Origin of the sequence: Sporosarcina ureae (genome assembly GCF_002109325.1) — a bacterium.
Lineage (GTDB): Bacteria > Bacillota > Bacilli > Bacillales_A > Planococcaceae > Sporosarcina > Sporosarcina ureae_C.
Genome location: NZ_CP015348.1, coordinates 2289591 through 2308184 on the forward strand (window position 1 = coordinate 2289591; position 18594 = coordinate 2308184).

At 36.3% G+C, this 18594-nt stretch carries 16 protein-coding genes; 14 read left to right on the plus strand and 2 right to left on the minus strand.

Annotated elements, in window-relative coordinates; all coding sequences use genetic code 11:
- Nucleotides 1-4: 4 nt before the first annotated feature.
- Nucleotides 5-901 (plus strand): AEC family transporter, encoded by an 897-nt coding sequence (locus tag SporoP32a_RS11350; RefSeq protein WP_085427981.1) that lies wholly within the window; start codon nt 5-7, stop codon nt 899-901.
- 92 nt (nt 902-993) lie between these two features.
- Here the strand turns inward: SporoP32a_RS11350 and SporoP32a_RS11355 are convergent, their stop codons facing one another.
- The gene (locus tag SporoP32a_RS11355) at nt 994-2337 is read right to left on the minus strand and encodes an ATP-binding protein (protein ID WP_198166152.1); all 1344 of its coding nucleotides are present in this window, start codon (nt 2335-2337) and stop codon (nt 994-996) included.
- Nucleotides 2338-2622: 285 nt separating this feature from the next.
- Here SporoP32a_RS11355 and sda point away from each other — a divergent pair, with 285 nt between their 5' ends.
- The 6 genes from sda (at nt 2623) to SporoP32a_RS11385 (ending at nt 6979) form a co-directional block, all read left to right on the plus strand.
- The gene (gene sda, locus SporoP32a_RS11360; RefSeq protein ID WP_085427983.1) at nt 2623-2739 is read left to right on the plus strand and encodes a sporulation histidine kinase inhibitor Sda; all 117 of its coding nucleotides are present in this window, start codon (nt 2623-2625) and stop codon (nt 2737-2739) included.
- A 152-nt stretch (nt 2740-2891) separates the two neighbouring features.
- The gene (locus SporoP32a_RS11365; protein WP_198166153.1) at nt 2892-3500 is read left to right on the plus strand and encodes a helix-turn-helix transcriptional regulator; all 609 of its coding nucleotides are present in this window, start codon (nt 2892-2894) and stop codon (nt 3498-3500) included.
- Between the two features lie 52 nt (nt 3501-3552).
- Nucleotides 3553-4503, plus strand: coding sequence for an MATE family efflux transporter (locus SporoP32a_RS11370; RefSeq protein ID WP_085427985.1), 951 nt, complete (start codon nt 3553-3555; stop codon nt 4501-4503).
- A gap of 77 nt (nt 4504-4580) precedes the next feature.
- Entirely contained in the window at nt 4581-4922 is a 342-nt protein-coding gene (locus SporoP32a_RS11375) for an MATE family efflux transporter (RefSeq protein WP_085427986.1), read from the plus strand.
- Between the two features lie 147 nt (nt 4923-5069).
- Complete coding sequence (locus SporoP32a_RS11380) at nt 5070-6008, plus strand: magnesium transporter CorA family protein (protein ID WP_085427987.1); 939 nt, start codon at nt 5070-5072, stop codon at nt 6006-6008.
- Nucleotides 6009-6184: 176 nt separating this feature from the next.
- Nucleotides 6185-6979 carry a DUF7225 domain-containing protein gene (locus tag SporoP32a_RS11385; protein ID WP_085427988.1) on the plus strand — a complete coding sequence of 265 codons (795 nt, stop codon included), beginning with the start codon at nt 6185-6187 and terminating at the stop codon, nt 6977-6979.
- An 84-nt stretch (nt 6980-7063) separates the two neighbouring features.
- Here SporoP32a_RS11385 and SporoP32a_RS11390 read toward each other — a convergent pair whose 3' ends face one another.
- Nucleotides 7064-8137, minus strand: a complete 1074-nt coding sequence (locus tag SporoP32a_RS11390; RefSeq protein WP_085427989.1) for a tartrate dehydrogenase — start codon at nt 8135-8137, stop codon at nt 7064-7066.
- A 299-nt stretch (nt 8138-8436) separates the two neighbouring features.
- Here SporoP32a_RS11390 and SporoP32a_RS11395 point away from each other — a divergent pair, with 299 nt between their 5' ends.
- The 7 genes from SporoP32a_RS11395 (at nt 8437) to SporoP32a_RS11425 (ending at nt 18511) form a co-directional block, all read left to right on the plus strand.
- Nucleotides 8437-8691 carry a hypothetical protein gene (locus SporoP32a_RS11395; RefSeq protein ID WP_157129969.1) on the plus strand — a complete coding sequence of 85 codons (255 nt, stop codon included), beginning with the start codon at nt 8437-8439 and terminating at the stop codon, nt 8689-8691.
- Nucleotides 8692-8950: 259 nt separating this feature from the next.
- On the plus strand, nt 8951-10570 hold the full coding sequence (locus SporoP32a_RS11400) for a DEAD/DEAH box helicase (RefSeq protein WP_085427991.1): 1620 nt from the start codon (nt 8951-8953) through the stop codon (nt 10568-10570).
- The gene (locus tag SporoP32a_RS11405; protein WP_198166154.1) at nt 10567-12399 is read left to right on the plus strand and encodes an ATP-binding protein; all 1833 of its coding nucleotides are present in this window, start codon (nt 10567-10569) and stop codon (nt 12397-12399) included. Before SporoP32a_RS11400 ends, SporoP32a_RS11405 begins: the two co-directional genes overlap by 4 nt.
- A 1-nt stretch (nt 12400) precedes the next feature.
- On the plus strand, nt 12401-13315 hold the full coding sequence (locus SporoP32a_RS11410) for a phospholipase D-like domain-containing protein (protein WP_085427992.1): 915 nt from the start codon (nt 12401-12403) through the stop codon (nt 13313-13315).
- 78 nt (nt 13316-13393) lie between these two features.
- Nucleotides 13394-14251 (plus strand): DUF4007 family protein, encoded by an 858-nt coding sequence (locus SporoP32a_RS11415; RefSeq protein ID WP_085427993.1) that lies wholly within the window; start codon nt 13394-13396, stop codon nt 14249-14251.
- A 7-nt stretch (nt 14252-14258) separates the two neighbouring features.
- Nucleotides 14259-17699 (plus strand): hypothetical protein, encoded by a 3441-nt coding sequence (locus SporoP32a_RS11420; RefSeq protein WP_085427994.1) that lies wholly within the window; start codon nt 14259-14261, stop codon nt 17697-17699.
- Nucleotides 17700-17710: 11 nt separating this feature from the next.
- Nucleotides 17711-18511, plus strand: coding sequence for a hypothetical protein (locus SporoP32a_RS11425; RefSeq protein ID WP_085427995.1), 801 nt, complete (start codon nt 17711-17713; stop codon nt 18509-18511).
- The last annotated feature ends 83 nt before the right edge of the window (nt 18512-18594 follow it).

Genomic DNA, 18594 nt, shown 5'->3' on the forward strand with positions numbered 1-18594 from the left:
ACAAATGGGCTTATTTTTCACGGTGATTTTACCGATCATTGCAGTATTCGCAGTGGGATTCTTATTACAACGAGTCAAAAACTTAGATATCAAATCGATCTCCTCTCTTTCCATTTACATACTAACACCAGCGCTCGTCTTTACTTCGTTGTATAAGGCGGATTTTAATTCGAGCTATACGATGATCTTGATTTACATGTTCGCACTTTTTTACGCCATGGTGTTTCTGAACAAAGTGTTGGCGAAAATCCTCAAATGGGATAAAAAAGTAGAAAGCGCCTCGATACTGGCGACGGGTTTCATGAACTCGGGAAACTATGGCTTGCCCGTAGTGTTGTTCAGCTTAGGAGAAAAAGCGCTACCGTATGCCATCTTCATCATGGTCATCCAATCTCTCCAAAACAACTTCTTCGGTGTCTATTATGCATCGCGCAGTACGAGTGGCATGATGCGCTCGGTTAAAATGGTCTTCAAAATGCCGACTACTTATGCAGCTATTTTCGCTTTCATTTTCCAGTACTTTAAGATAACCGTACCGGAATCCATTATGTCTACGACTTCCATGGTAGGGGATGCAGCAATTCCTGTCATGATGGTCATGCTCGGCATGCAACTCGGATCGGTCATGAGCAAGAAGCCAAACTGGCAAGTAGTCATTTCAGGCGTTGTATTGAAAATGTTCATAGCGCCGATACTCGCTTTCATTTTCGTGCTATTCGCAAACGTGGACCCTTTAGTAGGCACCGTCCTCATCATTATCTCCGCAATGCCTACAGCGGCCACCACAACGATGTACGCAATTGAATTTGACACGGAACCGGAGCTGGTCTCGACGATTACCTTGTTCTCTACGGTGTTGAGTGTGGTGACGTTGAGTATATTGTTGAATGTTATTATTTGAATGAAGTAGCTTGAAAAGGATTCATAAAATCGCAAAATAAAAAGAAGTTGGAGCCCGAATTACATTGGCTTCAGCTTCTTTTTCGTTGCAAGTCATTCCTGTTCTAATTTCGGCAAGTGAATGGTGAAGGTGGTCCCTTTACCAATCTGAGTTTGCAACAATAAGCTTCCGTTATGTTCTCTAACAATCTTTTCACTAATCAACAATCCTAACCCTGTTCCATCTTCTTTTGAAGACATAAATGGATCACCTATCTGACGTAGGATCTCATCGGGGATGCCTGGACCATTATCAGACACATCGATCGTCACGTGATCAAGATCATCTTTCACACGGAGTATGATGGTTCCCGTTTCCATAGCTTCGATCGCGTTTTTGATTAAATTAATAAACACTTGTCTTATTTTCAGTGCATCGCCGAAAATCATCATTTCGTTATGACCGGAGTCCATATGGATGTCAATGCCTTTCATCTCCATATTCGATTCCATTTGCGCTTTAACTTGTTCGATTAACGCTGTAATGTTGATGGTTTTTTGATCTTCTACATGCGATTCAGCTAAAGATAGAAATTCAGATGCGGTTTGCTCAATCTCTATTAATCCTTTTTTGATCTCGTCAAGATGTACTTGACTGGCCTCATTCTGATCGCCACTAGTTAAATCAAATAACTGTAAACGTCCTTGAACGACAGTAAGTGTGCTGCGAAGTTCGTGGGCGATAATAGAAGCTAATTTTCCAGTGATGTCCAATTTATCTCTACGTGTATCGTGACTTCGTAATTCTTTTTCCAACTGCAGTTGTGTGGATATTCCTATGAACGGAACAGGTTGTTTTTTATACAAATGCGAAGGTAAGAAATTGGTATCCGTCATATGGTATTCATGCGTTTGCAAAAGTTCAGTCAAGAGCGAACCGGATAAAGATAAACTGTCGTATGCGCACACATTGATGTAATTTTTCGTGATATTCGCGACTCTAGAGAAAAAATCGTCAAAATTTTGTTCATGTAAGGCTACAGAAGGAATCAATGTTTTTATATTTTGAGGTCGCCACGTCACCAATCCCCAACCGCGGAGAACGTTCCCTTCTACTATATGTGGGTCAAAAAAGTCATTTAAGTTTTTCAAAACAGCTTCTGCATTAAAGTTAGCATGCGTTTCATATGCCATATCGGTATCGACAAAATAAATATGATCCATTTGTTCTTCCGTATAACCCGCATTTCGAAGGTTATCTTTAACTGCAGCAAAACTCGCAGGTTGATCAACATATAAAATGATGTGGTTTTTATCCAATCCTTCAGCTACATAGGAAGTAGCATGTTCTATATATTTGTTGCGGTCTGTGTACGTATACACTACGTGGCCTACTAGTAAAGATTCTATGCCTTTCGTTAGTTCCATTTCCTTATTTTTATGGACCGAATATGTCATATGAAAAACTCCTCTCATGATTACGAACTCTATTATAACATCTTAGTCACTATAAAGTGTTGTAATTAAGTGAAACTTTAGTATATTTAATGCATTTGTAAGTAGGAAATTAGTACACTATATTTTAAATCGCAAAGATTTATTTCCAATATAATGCTTTTACTTCAAATGTCTATGTGTTTACAAAATAAATATACAATAAGTTCATTTAATGGTTTACATGCTGTACGTAAGGGGTATCATAAACAAACAAAGTTGAAACTACGTAGAAAGTAGGTGCCCCTTATGCTGAATTTATCAAACGCTGCATTACTCGAAGCCTATGAGCGAACAGAGAAAATACGTGTAGAGCCAGCATTTATTGAACTACTTAAAGAAGAAATCAAACGCCGTGGTATATAGATGCCGTGGCGTTTTTTTATTTGTGAATACACCGTTCATTACTTTCATTACATAATAGGAAAAGCTACGATACATAGAGGACCAATATAGAAAAGATTGGAGGGAGCGTCATACGGAATCGTCAATTTGAAATATTGCTGTATCTATTGAAAGTGAAAAAAGTAACCCATAAAGAATTGTCCGAGATGTTTGAAGTGAGTGTCAAAACGATTCAGCGAGATGTGGATAAATTATCTATGATGGGCGTCCCTATAACGTGTAAGCAAGGAAATCAAGGTGGGATCTATATAGAAGAGAGCTATAAATTAACCGAAAGCTTCTTCACGAATGAAGACTTGCAAACGATCACTATTGCACTGTCAATGTACGATAGCATCTCTTCAAACCGCAATAAAGATCAGGTCATGAAAAAATTGGCTCTTATTTCACCGGAGTTGATTGATTTATTGGAGACGGATGCAAATGATTATTTCGTTGTGGATTTTGCAGGAGAAAAAATAGACATGACCGAAAGCGTTTATAAGAAAATCAATCATTGCTTGGATGAAGAAGTATTACTGGCAATCACATGCGGTGGTGAGCAGATCCTGGTCGCGCCGATTAGTTATGTATTACGGCCGGAAGGGTTATACCTCTACGCTTACGACGAGGACTATCTATTGATTGACATCTCTACAATTAAAAAAGCACAGTGTACGAAAATAGAATTTGAAAGAACATTTATTCCTTACAAAGAAAATACACAGTTCATTTTCAAATAAGACATTAGGTGTCCTATTACGATTGGTATAGTTATTTTCGGAGGGATATCCAATGAAAAATAACGTATATGAAAGCCAATCAATCAATAGACTCATCCTGACTTTCTCCATTCCAGCAATCTTTTCTTTACTCATAGAAATGATGACAGCGGTCGTGGACACTTCCTTTGCGGGGCACTTAGGTAGCCAAAGCGAAAGTGCATTGACCGCAATGGGGTTATTATCCCCACTGATGGCGGTATTCGTAGCACTTCAAACACTGTTTGCGATTTCTACAGCTATTATGATCTCTACATATTTAGGTCGAAACGACAAAACAAAACTGAATAATTATTTCCAGAGTGGCTTCATCATGACGATCGTCGTCAGCGCCAGTACGTCATTCCTCGTCTACTTATTCATGCACTCCATATTGTCGATGCTTGGTGCCGAGGCGGAAGTATACGAACTGGCGCAAGATTATTTACGCATTATCATAATCAGCAATATATTCAGTGCGATCGGGTATACGCTAACAAGTGTCATACGCGCATTCGGAAATCCAAAAGCGGAAGCCGTCATCATCGTTCTCTCTGTCGTCATCAACGTAGTAGGTAACGCCATCCTGACATTCGGTTTGGAGCTCGGAATGGTCGGGATCGCACTCGGTACACTCCTCAGTGAAGTAGTGTGCGCACTGCTGGCTGTCATGTATCTAGTGAAAAACCAGAACTGGTTTACATCCAACCCCATTTCACCAAAAGCGTTTATCGCAATGTCGTATAATATGTTCAAAATCGGATTTGCCCAAACGACGATTCAACTATTGGCAGGCATAACCGCATTCATCGTCAATTATCAGTTGCTGACAGTAGGCGGCAATGCACATATCGCGATGTGGAATATTGCCAATAAAATGTACATGCTACTATTGATGCCAATCATTGGTATCACACAAGCCGTTCAAACGATCATTGCGTACTTCAATGGAAAAGGCGATGAAGATAAAAACTTCTCGTCGTAAAGAAAACCGTACAGTATTGTTTCTTCTACGGAATCGGAATCACAGCGATCGTATTCTTAGTAGGAAAATATATTCTCGTGCTATTCACAGGGGATCAAGCAATCATCGACTCAGTCATGTCGATCATCCAAGTGATCTTCATCACGTTTCCCATTCTCGGCGTGACATATACGATCATGACACTGCTTCAAGTGACAGGTAGCGAAATGAAAGCCGTCATCATCGGAGTAACGAGACAAGTCGTGTCCGTCATACCACTTGTGATCATCTTGCCGTACATCTTCGAGAAATATGATATTCTCACTATCAGTCCATCTTTTTCAATTTTCTTTGCGATTCCGCTTGCGGATATACTGACTCTTGGAATAGCTTTATTCTTCTTTAAAAGAGCAAAAAGGGTCTCTAGTGAAGATCACTGATGTTTACTTCAGAAAGAGAAATTTGCTTATTTAATTGAAATTCAACTTTTATCATAGTGCGGTGAAAGTGAAGGACTTGGAATTAGCGCTCAAATGTTTAATTTGTTTCTCAACAAGGAAAATTAGAAAGAAAAAGGGGGTAGTCCAATGATGGAACCTGTACTTGCGTATAATAATTGGACATGGGTCCGCATTGATGCAGCCACTCAACAGGAGATTAACGCGTCACCGGATATCCCACTTGCCAGCAAACGCTGGGCCATATCGTTGAACGAACGTCAAAATAGCAATCTAGAAATGGACGGAACTGAAGAGGGAAAGGAATCGATGTGGGGCTCCGTTGTCTATTCCCAGAACGTTGAAGTCCGCAGCGAAAAGACCATCCTTCATTATTACCTTACAAAAGATACCCTTCTAACGTCCGGGATCGATACAGCGTTCTTCACAGGCGCTGCCCAACAGCAAGTACTGAAATACATGGACAAAGCAGAAGATGCCATCGAAGGATTCATGGTGCTCATCGGAGAAATCACAAACGTATTTCTACAAGAAATCGATAGCTTTGAAGACCGGATGCATGATTTACTGTGGAGCGTCAAAGCGAAGAATGATGAGCCGGTCTTTGAACAGATTATGGACAATCGGTTCGAAATTCTAGTTTGGAAAAACCTCGTCATTCCGTTCATGGAAATTTCAGAAGCCACAGTGGAAGCATTCGGAGACGACATCATGGAAGGGGATTTCTACAAGCGAACGTGTCGGCGTATCCGACGATGCCGCCAGACGATCCGAGAATACAACGAAGAAATAGGCCAACTGGTCGATCTTGAATCGATCATCTCCTCCTATCGAGGCAATGAAATCGTCAAAACATTGACCGTCATCACGATGCTTTTCACACCGGTAGCCGCTTGGGGTGCCCTATGGGGAATGAACTTCAGATTCATGCCCGAACTCGATTGGAAATATGGCTATGTAGGAGCAATTCTCGTCATCGTTCTGTCTACGTGGGGGTTGTATTACTACTTACGAAAGAAACATTGGATCGGTAGCGTATTGAACAGCTCGAAGGATAAGAATTTTTAGTGAGATAGGTTATCGATAGCGCATATAATTCTGCTTGCAGATAAATAGATTTTCTGGTTGGATTTATTTCCTTCTAGGACAGCGAATTGGGTCATTAGTGAAAACAACGAGAAGTAAGGATTTTGCTGTTTTCACTTGCATCGGTATAACGAAAACACTTTTAGGGAGGAAATTCATTGAAAATTTATGACCAGATGAAGCAAGTGCTGGAAGGAAGAGAAGGGGATATTATTACCGCGGGTGATTTGAAGCGCGAACTTCAATTAATGCATGGTACAAATCCAAGTAGCGTAATTCCATCAGATTTTTGCTATAACCGCTTTAATAATGGCATTACATTTACTAAACATCTATTCGTGTACCTAACGAAAAGTACGTATAAGTACATTGGAGAATATGCCAAATACACAGGAATGATTTTCCACAAGTCAAAAAGCACGCAGGAAGAAGTAGTGATTGGGGAATGGAAGGATGGGGTGAAAACACTCTATCCAGCAGACTTGCAGAATCGCGATACGATTAGTCCCGAACAGATTAAGAATTTGTATGAAGAATATATTCGTGTATTACGTTTTGAGTTACAAGTTTTGTCGTGCCAACCAACAGAATTGCGCCATCTGATTGGAAGGATTGGCGAATTGTATTGTGCCATGATGACGGACGGACAACTCGCCCGTGAAACGAATCAACATGGCTTCGACGTAGTGAGCCAAGGGCGGTTGATTAGCGTCAAAACGACTGCTCAACAAAGTAATAGCTTTATAGTATTTAATAAGAATACGTTCGAGAAGTTCGACGACGTATTTGTTGTCCAATACCGCGATGATGACTTTCACATTCTGTACTATGGATCAAAAACGCTAGTCGAAGACATTGCGCGTACGTATAAAAATATGTATGAAGTGGATTTAGAGAAATTGAAGAAGTTAGATTGGGGGAAAGACTACAAAAGGATGATGAGTACAATTTAAGTAGGTATCTTACATAATGATTTATTAAGGAAAGGTGCTATTGGCAAAATAGCACCTTTTTATATTAACTATTTATATTTTACGTTATACATACTTCGATTCAATTAATGCCACAATCGCATCGCCCACTTCAATAGTCGAAGCACTACCACCTAAATCCGGTGTCAAGGCAGATTTCGTCACCAACAACTCTTCAATCGAATCCAACAACAACTTACCCAAATCTTCAAATCCAAAGAAATCGAACATTTGACTAGCTGACCAAATAGCCGCCAACGGATTCGCAATATGCTGACCTGCAATATCCGGAGCCGATCCGTGAATCGGTTCGAACATAGAAGGGTACGTCTTTTCTGGATTAATATTCGCCCCAGCAGCCAGTCCCATTCCTCCAGCTAGTGCAGCGCCTAAATCCGTCAAAATATCGCCGAATAAATTGGACGTAACGACCACTTCGAATCGTGCCGGATCTTTAATCATCAACATCGCAGCCGCATCGACCAGGTAGCTTGCCGTCTCCACATGCGGATACTCTAGACTTACTTCTTCAAATACTTGATCCCAGAAGACCATCGAATAGTTCAATGCATTGGCTTTACTAATACTAGTCAGCGTCTTCCCAAGATCTGATGCTGTCTCAAATGCATACCGAATGATCCGCTCTGTTCCTTTACGAGAGAACACCCCCGTCTGCAACACTACTTCCTCCGGCTTACCTTTAAACAACCAATCACCAGCTCCAGCATATTCACCTTCACTGTTTTCACGGATGAACAACATATCAATCGTTTCCTTCGTTCCGTTATCAATAGGACAAGGCGCACCGTTCAACAACTGGATGGGACGGATATTGACATATTGATCGAACTGTTTGCGAATGATCAATAGTAAATCCCATAACGAAATATGGTCAGGCACTCCAGGGAATCCGACAGCGCCTAAATAGATCGCGTCAAATTTCTCGAGTTGCTCCATCCCGTCACTCGCCATCATTTGTCCATGCTCCAAGTAATACTCGCAGCCCCATGGGAAGTGGGTGAATTCGAATGAAAGCCGTCCGTCCAGTTCAGCTACACGTTTCATTACTTTGATGCCTTCGTCGATTACTTCTGGGCCGATTCCGTCTCCGGAGATTACGGCTATTTTGTAGGGGTTCATTTGGTCACTCTTTTCTTTGTAATAGTGTAATTAATTTCAGGCTATCTTCTTAAAATTGGACTCTATAATTAGACTTGTTCAATAAGCGTTTGGTACAAAAGTCCATTATAGAAGAAATCAACTTATTTCAGCTATTTTTATAAAAGCAGAAAAGCATTCATAGTATACAACATCACTATGTATATAGAATAAATTGCGTTTAAAATAACTATTAATAATTATTGTTATAATCATAATTTACCTTATATAAAGGTATTCCACAAATGGGGTAGATAATAAATCACTAGAAGGAATTGACTGTGATGAAAAGTAATAAGCAATTAGTTGAAATAATATATGAACTAAATCAATTGGGAGGAGAGGCATCTCTCGGAGATATCAATGAAGTAATTAGATTAAGGAATAAAATAAATTTAACCATATATGCAGACTTTAATTCTATAATACGAAATACTATTTATAGGCATTCAAGTGATACAGACATTTTTGTTGAGATATTAGAATATCAGAATGACTTCTTTTATTCAATTGATGATAAAGGAAGTGGACGGTAGAGGTTATGTTAGTGTTAATTACAGAATGTATAATTGCATAGACTAAGTATTTAAAAAAGTTTATGATATAAGGTGTACTAGGTAAATAGAAGCTATTATCCATATAGCAAATTTATTAGTAAATTTTGTAGGAAAATGCTCACTTTTATTATTTTTCTATCTAACATATTGATAAAACTTACAGCTGATAAATATAATGATACAATTTATGCTATTATAGACCTGTTTAAAGTATTTAATTTTACTAGGAGAGATATTCATGGAATTAAAAAATCTTTTAAGTAGAGCAGACGAATATACTCTTCAACAAATGATGGGATCTCAGACGGTTAAGATACTTCGTCTGTTAAAAGAAGGTTCACTTTACAATAGAGAATTGAAAGAACTTATTCTTCGTTTGCATAGTCCGTACTCATTATTGCAGACTAAGGAGTATAGAGATTTGTTAATATATTTAATGAAGGAAGAAGAAGTAATAGCTTTAAGTGAAATCTTGGGCTTATATTCATCACGTGTTCCAGTAAGTCATATTTACGAAATTATCCAAAAGGCGAATTTCAGAGAAGGATCCCAAAGACAACAAAGATTATTTGGTTTCTTTAATGTTGAGTATCGTAAAGAAGAGAGTTTAGAAATGATTTCGGAATATGATGTTCAAGGAAATTACAGTTTATTTCCGCATCAAAGAGCAGCGGCTTTGAAAACTAATGAATTACTATACAAAGATAATAAAAGAGTGCTCTTGCATATGCCAACAGGTTCAGGTAAGACTAGAACTACTATGAATGTTATCTGTGACCACTTTAGAAGTAATGAGCCAACCGTTGTAATTTGGTTTGCTACAACCGAAGAATTATGTATTCAGGCCGCAGACGAGTTTTTAAAAGCGTGGTCTACTTTAGGTAATCGCTCTATAAAGGTTTATAACTTTTGGGGAAATAGCGATATAAATATTGAAGAAATTAATGAGGGATTTATAGTAGCAGGATTACCTAAAATGGTAAGTAGATTTAAAAGCGATGATGGGAATAAATTTATATCGGAACTTGCTAAAAAGACTTCATTTATAATAATGGACGAAGCGCACCAAGCAATCGCACCTACTTATGAATTTCTACTTGAGACATTATTATCATTAGGGAAATCTAAATCTTTGCTAGGTCTAAGCGCAACGCCTGGAAGAACTTATAATAATATCGAAGAAGATATGAAGTTAGCAGTTTTCTTTTCGAGAACAAAAGTAAAGCTAGAGATTAAAGGATATGAGAATCCTGTTGATTTTCTGACGGAAAGCGGCTATTTATCAAAAGTGAATTATAAGCCTTTAGTATACGATGAGAATACTTTTTCGGAAGAAGAGAAAAACAAAATTTCGTTATCTAAAGATATGCCTCACGATATATTGACTAAACTTGCTGAGGACGAAAAGAGAAATTTACTTATAGTGAATGAAGCAATAAAGTTGTGTGCGAATCATAAAAGAATTATCTTATTTGCCCCTTCAGTACAAAGTTCAGATATGATTTCTTTTGTACTAGAATCACAAGGTATACACTCAAGATCTCTAACTGGTGAAACTGATAAAGTACAAAGACAAAAAATAATTAATGATTTTAAAAATGATGAAAGCAAATCTAAAGTATTATGCAATTTTGGAGTTTTGACTACAGGCTTTGATGCTCCTACAACAAGCGCAGCAATAATTGGTAGACCAACCTTGTCTTTAGTTTTGTATAGTCAAATGGTTGGTAGAGCGATTAGGGGCATAAATGCAGGAGGTAATGAAGAAGCAGAAATTGTAACAATAGTAGATCAGGACTTACCGGGATTTAGATCAGTATCAGAGGCATTTGAAAATTGGGAGGATGTTTGGTCATGAATAGAACTACTACAATAATAGATAATTCTTATGTTCCAGCGCATTTAGCGATAGAAGCTATGAGAGATAATGGGTATAAAAATACAGCATATGCGGTTGCAGAGCTTATAGATAACTCTATTCAAGCACAAGCTGATTACGTTCAATTATTATGTAAAGAAGAAGAAATCATGGTGAATGATCGTAATATATCAAGATTAGATCAAATAGCAGTTTTAGATAATGGTATAGGAATGAGTGAAAATGTATTAAAATACTGTCTCCAATTTGGTAATGGAACAAGATTAGAGAAAAGTCAAAGAACCGGAATAGGTAGATTTGGAATGGGTCTTCCCGCTTCATCAATATCACAGTGCAAAAGAGTTGATGTCTGGAGTTGGCAAGACGGTATAGAGAATGCAAAACATGTTTTTTTAGATATAGATGATATTAAACAAAGAAAAACAAATGAAATACCTGAAGTTTCTTCTACGCCAATTCCTGAATTATGGGTACAAAAAGGAGAGAAATTTGGTGAATCGGGTACATTAGTAGTCTGGACTAATTTGGACAGAATGATGTGGACAAAAGGACAAACTCTTGTAAGTCATTCAGAGTTACTAATTGGTCGCATGTATAGAAAATTCTTACAAAACGAAGTTTTGCAAATTAACTTTACTATTTTTAATGATTCAAGAAGTACAAAGGAAGAAACTTTTGCATTGCCTAATGACCCACTTTATCTTATGGAAAACACTAGCTGTCCCGAACCTTATGATAAAGTACCTATGTTTGAACCGTATATGGGATTTGAAAATTATGAAAAGGTTTTTGAAATTCCGTATCAAGATGAGATTCATAAAGTATATGTTCGTTTAGCTCACGCTAAGAAAGAAGCCAGAGAAGGGCATAATGCTGGCTTAAGACCATATGGGAAACATGCGAGTAAAAACTTAGGAGTTTCAATACTGAGAGCGGGAAGGGAATTAGAGCTAGATGTAAGTTTAGTTAATAAAACAGAACCCACAGAAAGATGGTGGGGCGTCGAAATAGAATTTCCGCCATCGCTAGATGAACTTATGGGTGTCTCCAATAATAAACAGTCCGCCAGAAATTTAACTGACGTATTAAGCATGATGGAAGAAATTAAAAAAGAACAAGATAAGGGTACTACACTAATAAAGATAATTGAACAGTACAAAGATGAAGAGGATCCGCGCGCGTCTTTAATAGAGATATGTGAATATGTAAATAGGAGAATTACTAGTCATTTAAGAAAGACTATAAAAGGACAGAATCAAGGGAGTAAGCCTGACTTAAGACATAATGAAAATGAAAGAGTAGAAGCAACCGCAACCGATGTTACTACTGGACGTAAAGAAAAAGGATATGTCGGAAAAAGTGATAGTTGTGAAAGTGAATCGGAAGAGAAAAGACATGCATTAATAAAGGAAGATTTAATAGATAGTGGATTTGACGAAGAAAGTGCAGAAAAGTTCTCAAGTGAAATTATATCTAAAGACTCTAAGTACTCATTTATTGATTACGCTTTTGAAGGAGATGCCTTTTTTAGTGTGAGAACAGGTGGTGGGAAAATAAATATATTATTGAATAAATCCCATCCTGCATATGAAAATCTTTTAGAAGTATTTAATGATAGTGAAGAAGAAAGTAGTGCAAATGAACTGCGAAAGAGGCTTAATAAGGCATCTGATGGATTAAAGTTATTATTAGCAGCGTGGGCAAGGTATGAGGATGAAACGCCAGATGGGCCTCGACGTGATGATATTCAGAATGTTCGCCAAGACTGGGGGAGGTATTCAAAGGATTTTCTTAGAAGGCGAGATTGATATGAATAGTATATTTCATTCGGAAGATATCTATCCATTTATAAAAGAAGAACTTCAGTCTGTTGAAACTGAATTACTAATTGTTTCGGCTTTTGTGAAGTTAAATGCTTTGAAGAGAATAGATTCTGACTTACAAACAACTAGGATAAATAAAAAGGTTTTAGTCAGATTTCGAAAAGAAGATATTCTTTATGGTAGCACTGATATAGAATTAGTGAATTATTGTAAAGAGAATAATTGGGAACTGTTTATTGATGTAGATTTACATTCTAAAATATTTATATTTGATAAGCACAAATTTTGTATAGGTAGTGCTAATGTTACTTTATCTGGATTAGGACTTAAAGAAAATTCTAATATAGAGACCATAGTATATGGTAATCTTGATAATGCAGATTACTCAAACATCATAACTTTCTTTGATAGAGCTACGACTATCAATGATGTGCTATACCAAAAGATGTTGTTCGAATTAGAAGAGTCTAAAAATCGAAATAGTGATGAAGAGCATTTTACACTAGAATGGAGTAATGAAATAAAAAAAAGTTTAGTGAGAATTCCCGATAAGCTGTGGGTATCAGAACTATTATTCAGTATCTCTCCCTACGATATGAATAGCCGTGACAGAGCCCTTTTAGGCTTGAGTTTAGAAGAGTCCTCAGATATCCAACTTGTTAGGGAGCGATTATTGAAGTTGAAGTGTTATAAATGGTTTATTAATGCTTTTGAAAGAGAAATATACTTCGGTAATTTATCGTCGAAATTGCATAATGCAATGATTGATAATCCAGAAATATATAGAAGTGAAGTAAAGGTCTTGCTTAGTAATTTATTAAATTGGATTAAGGAATTACAAATCGAAGAAGTTTTAGTTGATAGACCTAATTATTCCCAAAGAATTAGAAAGTTGGAATGAAGTTATTTTTTAAAAATAACTTCTTCTTTTGGAAACACATCTACTGGACAACAGAACCAGTAAATAAGGAGTGGCAAAATGGGGTACAATCAACATCAAAGTTTTTACTTGAGAGATCGTTGGCTTAGTAAAGCTATTCGTAATACAGTCGAACAGCCATCCTTTTTATATGAAAAAGATGCATTTGAAAAAATTGGATTAGGTAAAAACATGGTTCAATCACTTAGGCATTGGGTTAAAGCTACAGGGGTAATGGAAGAGGATAGAAAGTCAAAAACATACGAGCTTACTGAGTTAGGCAAATGGGTAAAAGAACAAGATATTACAGTTCAACATTTTGAAACAGCAGCTTTATTACATTACTTTTTAGTCAAAGACAAAGAACCAAGTTCGACGTGGTACTGGTTTTTTAATCTATTTTCTGAAACCGTAACAACAAAAGAAGAGATATTTACAGAATTATCACAGTGGGTACAAAGTGTAGAAACGCGTGTTGTCTCAGAGAACTCTATAAAGCGTGATGTAGACTGTTTAATAAGAATGTATACTGCAGGTGGAAATAACGAGGACCCTGAAGAGGTTACACTGAGTCCGTTATTTAAATTAGGCTTGTTAGTAGATCGTAATGGCACTATCTATAAGCGTGAACCTTCTATACCACGTGGACAATATGGGTTTTTACTCTATACATTATTAGTTTATTGTGAAGAAAACGATAGATATGAAATCGATATTGAGGAAATCATTGAGCAAGAAGGCATGTGGGGACGGGTATATAACCTATCCAGAGTCACTATTGTAAATATACTCAATGATCTCACTCTGCATACTCAATATCCCATCGCTTTTATCCGTACAAATAACTTGGATATGCTCAGGGTACCAAGAGTAGACTCCAATAAGTTTCTATATGAAGTGCTGAAACTGAAAGGTTGAATACATAATGACGTCAAATACATCATTTAAAACAAGTGTAAATATTAAGTTTGATATAGGGAATAAAGAATTTTTAGATAGATACTTACCAACTCCATCCCACGCAGAATCTTTAATTGGTTTGGCAACAGGTTTTGTGGAGAAGGGCGCTAGCACATCACATATAATGATCGGACCTTATGGAAGTGGAAAGTCGTTAATCGCTTCGATTATTGCAAGTATCGTTAGTAAATCTGTTTCGTTAAAGACTATTGATAAACTAACGCATAAATTTGAAAAGGTTCATCAAGACATTTTCGAAGTAATTTCCAAGTTGCCTAAAGTTGAGAAAATATATCTGCCTGTCACTTTGTCAGGTTACGAAGGCTCTTTTAGTGAGGCAGTAATTACAGCGATAAATAGAGAACTGAAAAAACATAATATTGATGCGAATTTATCTTCGGATGAGGAAACAGTCGTTACTATCATTCAAAAGTGGGAAAATGAATACCCACATACTTATGAACAGTTTTCTAGCATAGTCAAGCAAAAGAAGAATCTAAACGTAAAACAATGGCTAGATTTATTTGTTTTGGAAATGAATCATGAATTAGAATGGTTCAAAGAAATATATCCTCGACTAACGGCTGGAGCGACTTATAAAGCTGATAATAGTCAGTTGTTTTTGGAAAAGATAGAAGCGCTTCTAGAAATCCTAGAAGAAAAAAACATAGGAATTTTTTTGGTCTACGATGAGTTTGGACGATTCCTTCAGACATTAAAATCTGATGAAATTTATAAGACGATGCAAGATATTCAAGACTTAGCGGAGATCGCATCACGCTCGAAGGGACTGCTTCATTTATTATTAGTTTCACACAAGAGTATGGCGCAATATATGTTGACGTTCAATGAAGAATATAAGTCTGAATTTCAGCGAATTGAAAAACGCTTTAATAGTTATTTCGTTGAAAGTGATACAGCGACATATTATAGAATTGCTGAGCAATATACATCACAAATAGTTCAGCCTTCAATATTTACTTTAGAAGAGTTTGGTAAAAGCGTTGCGGAGGTTAGGAAATTTAATCTTTTCGATGAACTTAATCAACAAGAAGTTGAGAAGGTTATAGTTGAAGGTGCTTTCCCTATACATCCAGTGGCTTTATTTATGTTACCTAGAATATCAAAAGTGTTTGGACAGAACGAACGAACATTATTTACCTTTTTAGAAAGTAAGGATTCTGGTGGCTTAATAAATCATATATCTAAAAGTGATAATTATTACTATACACATAAATTATTCGATTTCTTTTTCAATCAAAAATTAGAGAACGATTATGATGACGAAGTATTTAAATCTTTTTACTTGTATAAAAAGGTAACGAGTAATATTTCAAGAAATAATACTAATGAAAAACTATATCAAATTTTACGTTTTATAACGCTTTGGGAACTTAGCAATTCTAACTCGGTTTATAAATTGGATAATGAATTAATAGCATTTTCAACTGGGATCTTGCTAGAAGAAGTTAATGAAATTTTAGAATCAGCTAGTAACAGTAAATTCATTAGATACAATCGTATATTGGAAGTCTGGGAACTTAATGAAGGTAGCTCAGTTATTGTTGATGAATTAATTGATGAGAATAAAACTTTTCTAAAACTTAATAATGAAAAGAGAACCCAGTTTATGGAGGGGTTGTTAAAGAAACAGTATTACTTAGCGAATGAATATAATGATAGAAAAAGTATGACGAGATTTATGAAAGTAAAATTAGTATCTTCAGCTGATGTGTTAAATGAAAATATCGTTGTTTGTGAAACTGAGATAGAAGATGCTGACGGTTATATTTATTTTGTGCTTTTAGATAAAGTAGCTAACTTTGAATTAGTTAAAGATAAAGTTAGTTCGTACAATAGTGAAAGAATCATGTTTAGCATAATTAAAGATCCATTTTCAAAAATTCAACCGCTCATAGACAAAGAATTAGTAGTTGCGAGTTTGTTGACTAATAAGAAGATATTGAGTGAATACGCTTTATTAGAAGAAGAACTCTTAGTACTGCAAGAAGAACTTCTTCATGAAGTGTCAGGTTTTTTAAGTCAATACGTAGACTTTTCTAGGGAACCTACGTGGATCTTGAACGGCCAGAATGTCCATATCTATGATGATATTGATTTGGAAAATCGAATAAGTGATATTATGGAAAAGCACTTTGGGCAAATGCCTTTGATTCTTAATGAGGCTGTTAATCGTATGCATGTAAACGGTATGCAACAAAACGCCTTATACAAAGTTCTAAACGGCATTCTAGTGGATTTTGACAAAGAAAATTTAGGGATTGAAGGACAAGGACCGGATTATTTAATTTATGCTACTGTACTAAAGAACAATAAGATCAATTTAACTGATTTGAACCATATTGAAAATGTTAGTTTGAATTCTATTAGATATAAGTTATTGGAAGAAATTACTTCTAATCCAAAAGGTAATCTAAAAGAGCTTGTAGATATTATGATTAAACCACCATTTGGTATCAGAAAACCTTTAGTTCCGTTGTTGTTCGTTATGTTATTAAGAGACAGATGGGATCAATTGATGTTTTATCGAAATGATATGTTTGTATCTACGATAGAGGCAGAAAAAGTGTATGCGATGTTTGATAATTATTCAAACTATCAATACGAATTCCATCATTACTCAGAAGATCTGCTTTCATTCATGGAAGACGTTGAAAGCGTAGTAAAAGATTATATTAGTGATAATGTTAAGGATAGGACATTATTGATTAAGGCATGTAGCGGATTATTAAACTGGTTGCGTCAATTGCCACGAGTGACTCAAATTACGGATGCTATTCCTGAAAACGAAAAAACATTACGTGAATTAATTAGAAGAACTGAAATAAGTCCGTTAGAAAGTATGAAAGAAATTCACTCTTTATGTGAAGGTGATATACAAACTATAGAAAAGTCTATAACTGTAATGGGTAGCTTCTTTGCTAGGTTCAAAATATATGTTACAAACCAGCTTATTGAAACTTTAGCTATAGAGAACTTTGAAGAGAAGGCAGCTTTTGTAGAGAATATAGATCGTAAGAAAGTTGCTGGAAATAGACTTTTAACCAGTATAATTGCTGTGCAAAATATCGACCAATTCGTGGAAGAGTATATTGGTATAAGCTTAGAGAACTGGTCGGACACTACGCTGGAACTTTATCAGCAACAATTAAAGAACGATTATGAATCATTTACATCAGAGAATTCTCAAGTTCAATTGAATGAAGATATGATTCAATTGAATTATAATGATGTATATAAACAGATTGAACCTGTTGAACTTTCAACTAAATCCAAAGTAGTATTTAATAATGTGGACAGAATGTTGAAGAGTGCAGGGAGAAATATTTCGAAAAAAGAGCTTAACTATATTATGTATAAGCTACTTGACAAGTATCTTGAATAGGAGTGGTACTGATGGAAAGAAAGCCTGTTCATGTTGCAATGTATAGTGGTGGAGCTTCAAGTGCGTATGTAGCTTACCAAATGGTACAAACTCATGGAGTAGAAAACTGTATCTTGTTTTTCACGAATACACTTTGGGAAGACGAAGATAACTACAGATTTATGGAAGAGGTAGCTGATTATATAGGTATAGAAGTTACTGAAAGAATAGATGGTAGAACACCTGAAGAAGTATTTATTGATACACGTTTCCTAGGAAATTCTCGACTGGCGAAGTGTTCAGAAGAATTAAAGGTTAAACAAACGATATTCTTCTTAGAAGAATTGCGCGACGAACATAATTTAGAACCAATATTATACTTTGGAATTGGACCTCATGAATCTCATCGTGCAGTCAACCTTAAAGAGTTCTATGAGCACAGACCGCTAGAACCTGTTGAGACTAGATTTCCGATGATTGAAACATTCCGTGAAGATATAGACGTCAAAGTCATTATCGAAGAGGAGTGGGGTATTAAGCTTCCTAGAATGTATGAATTAGGATTCTCTCACGCAAACTGTGCTGGTCGTTGTGTCAGAGGTGGGTTCCAACACTATGCGCAACTATATAAGGTTTGGCCAGATCAATATGCTTTACAAGAAGAAATGGAAGAGAACTTCAGAGAGCATTTCGAAAAGGATGTCTCCATCTTGAAAAAAGATGGTGGTCCATATACATTAAAAGAATATAGAGAACGAATGGATAGAGAAGGAATAGAAGGATTCTTGAAGATTCAGGATGAAACTGTCCCTTGCGTTTGTTCATTCTCGTAATATTTATAAAGCGATCAGAAATGTCACTAGACAACTCTGATCGCTTTTATTTATTGAAAATGACAACAAAATCTTTATCTGTT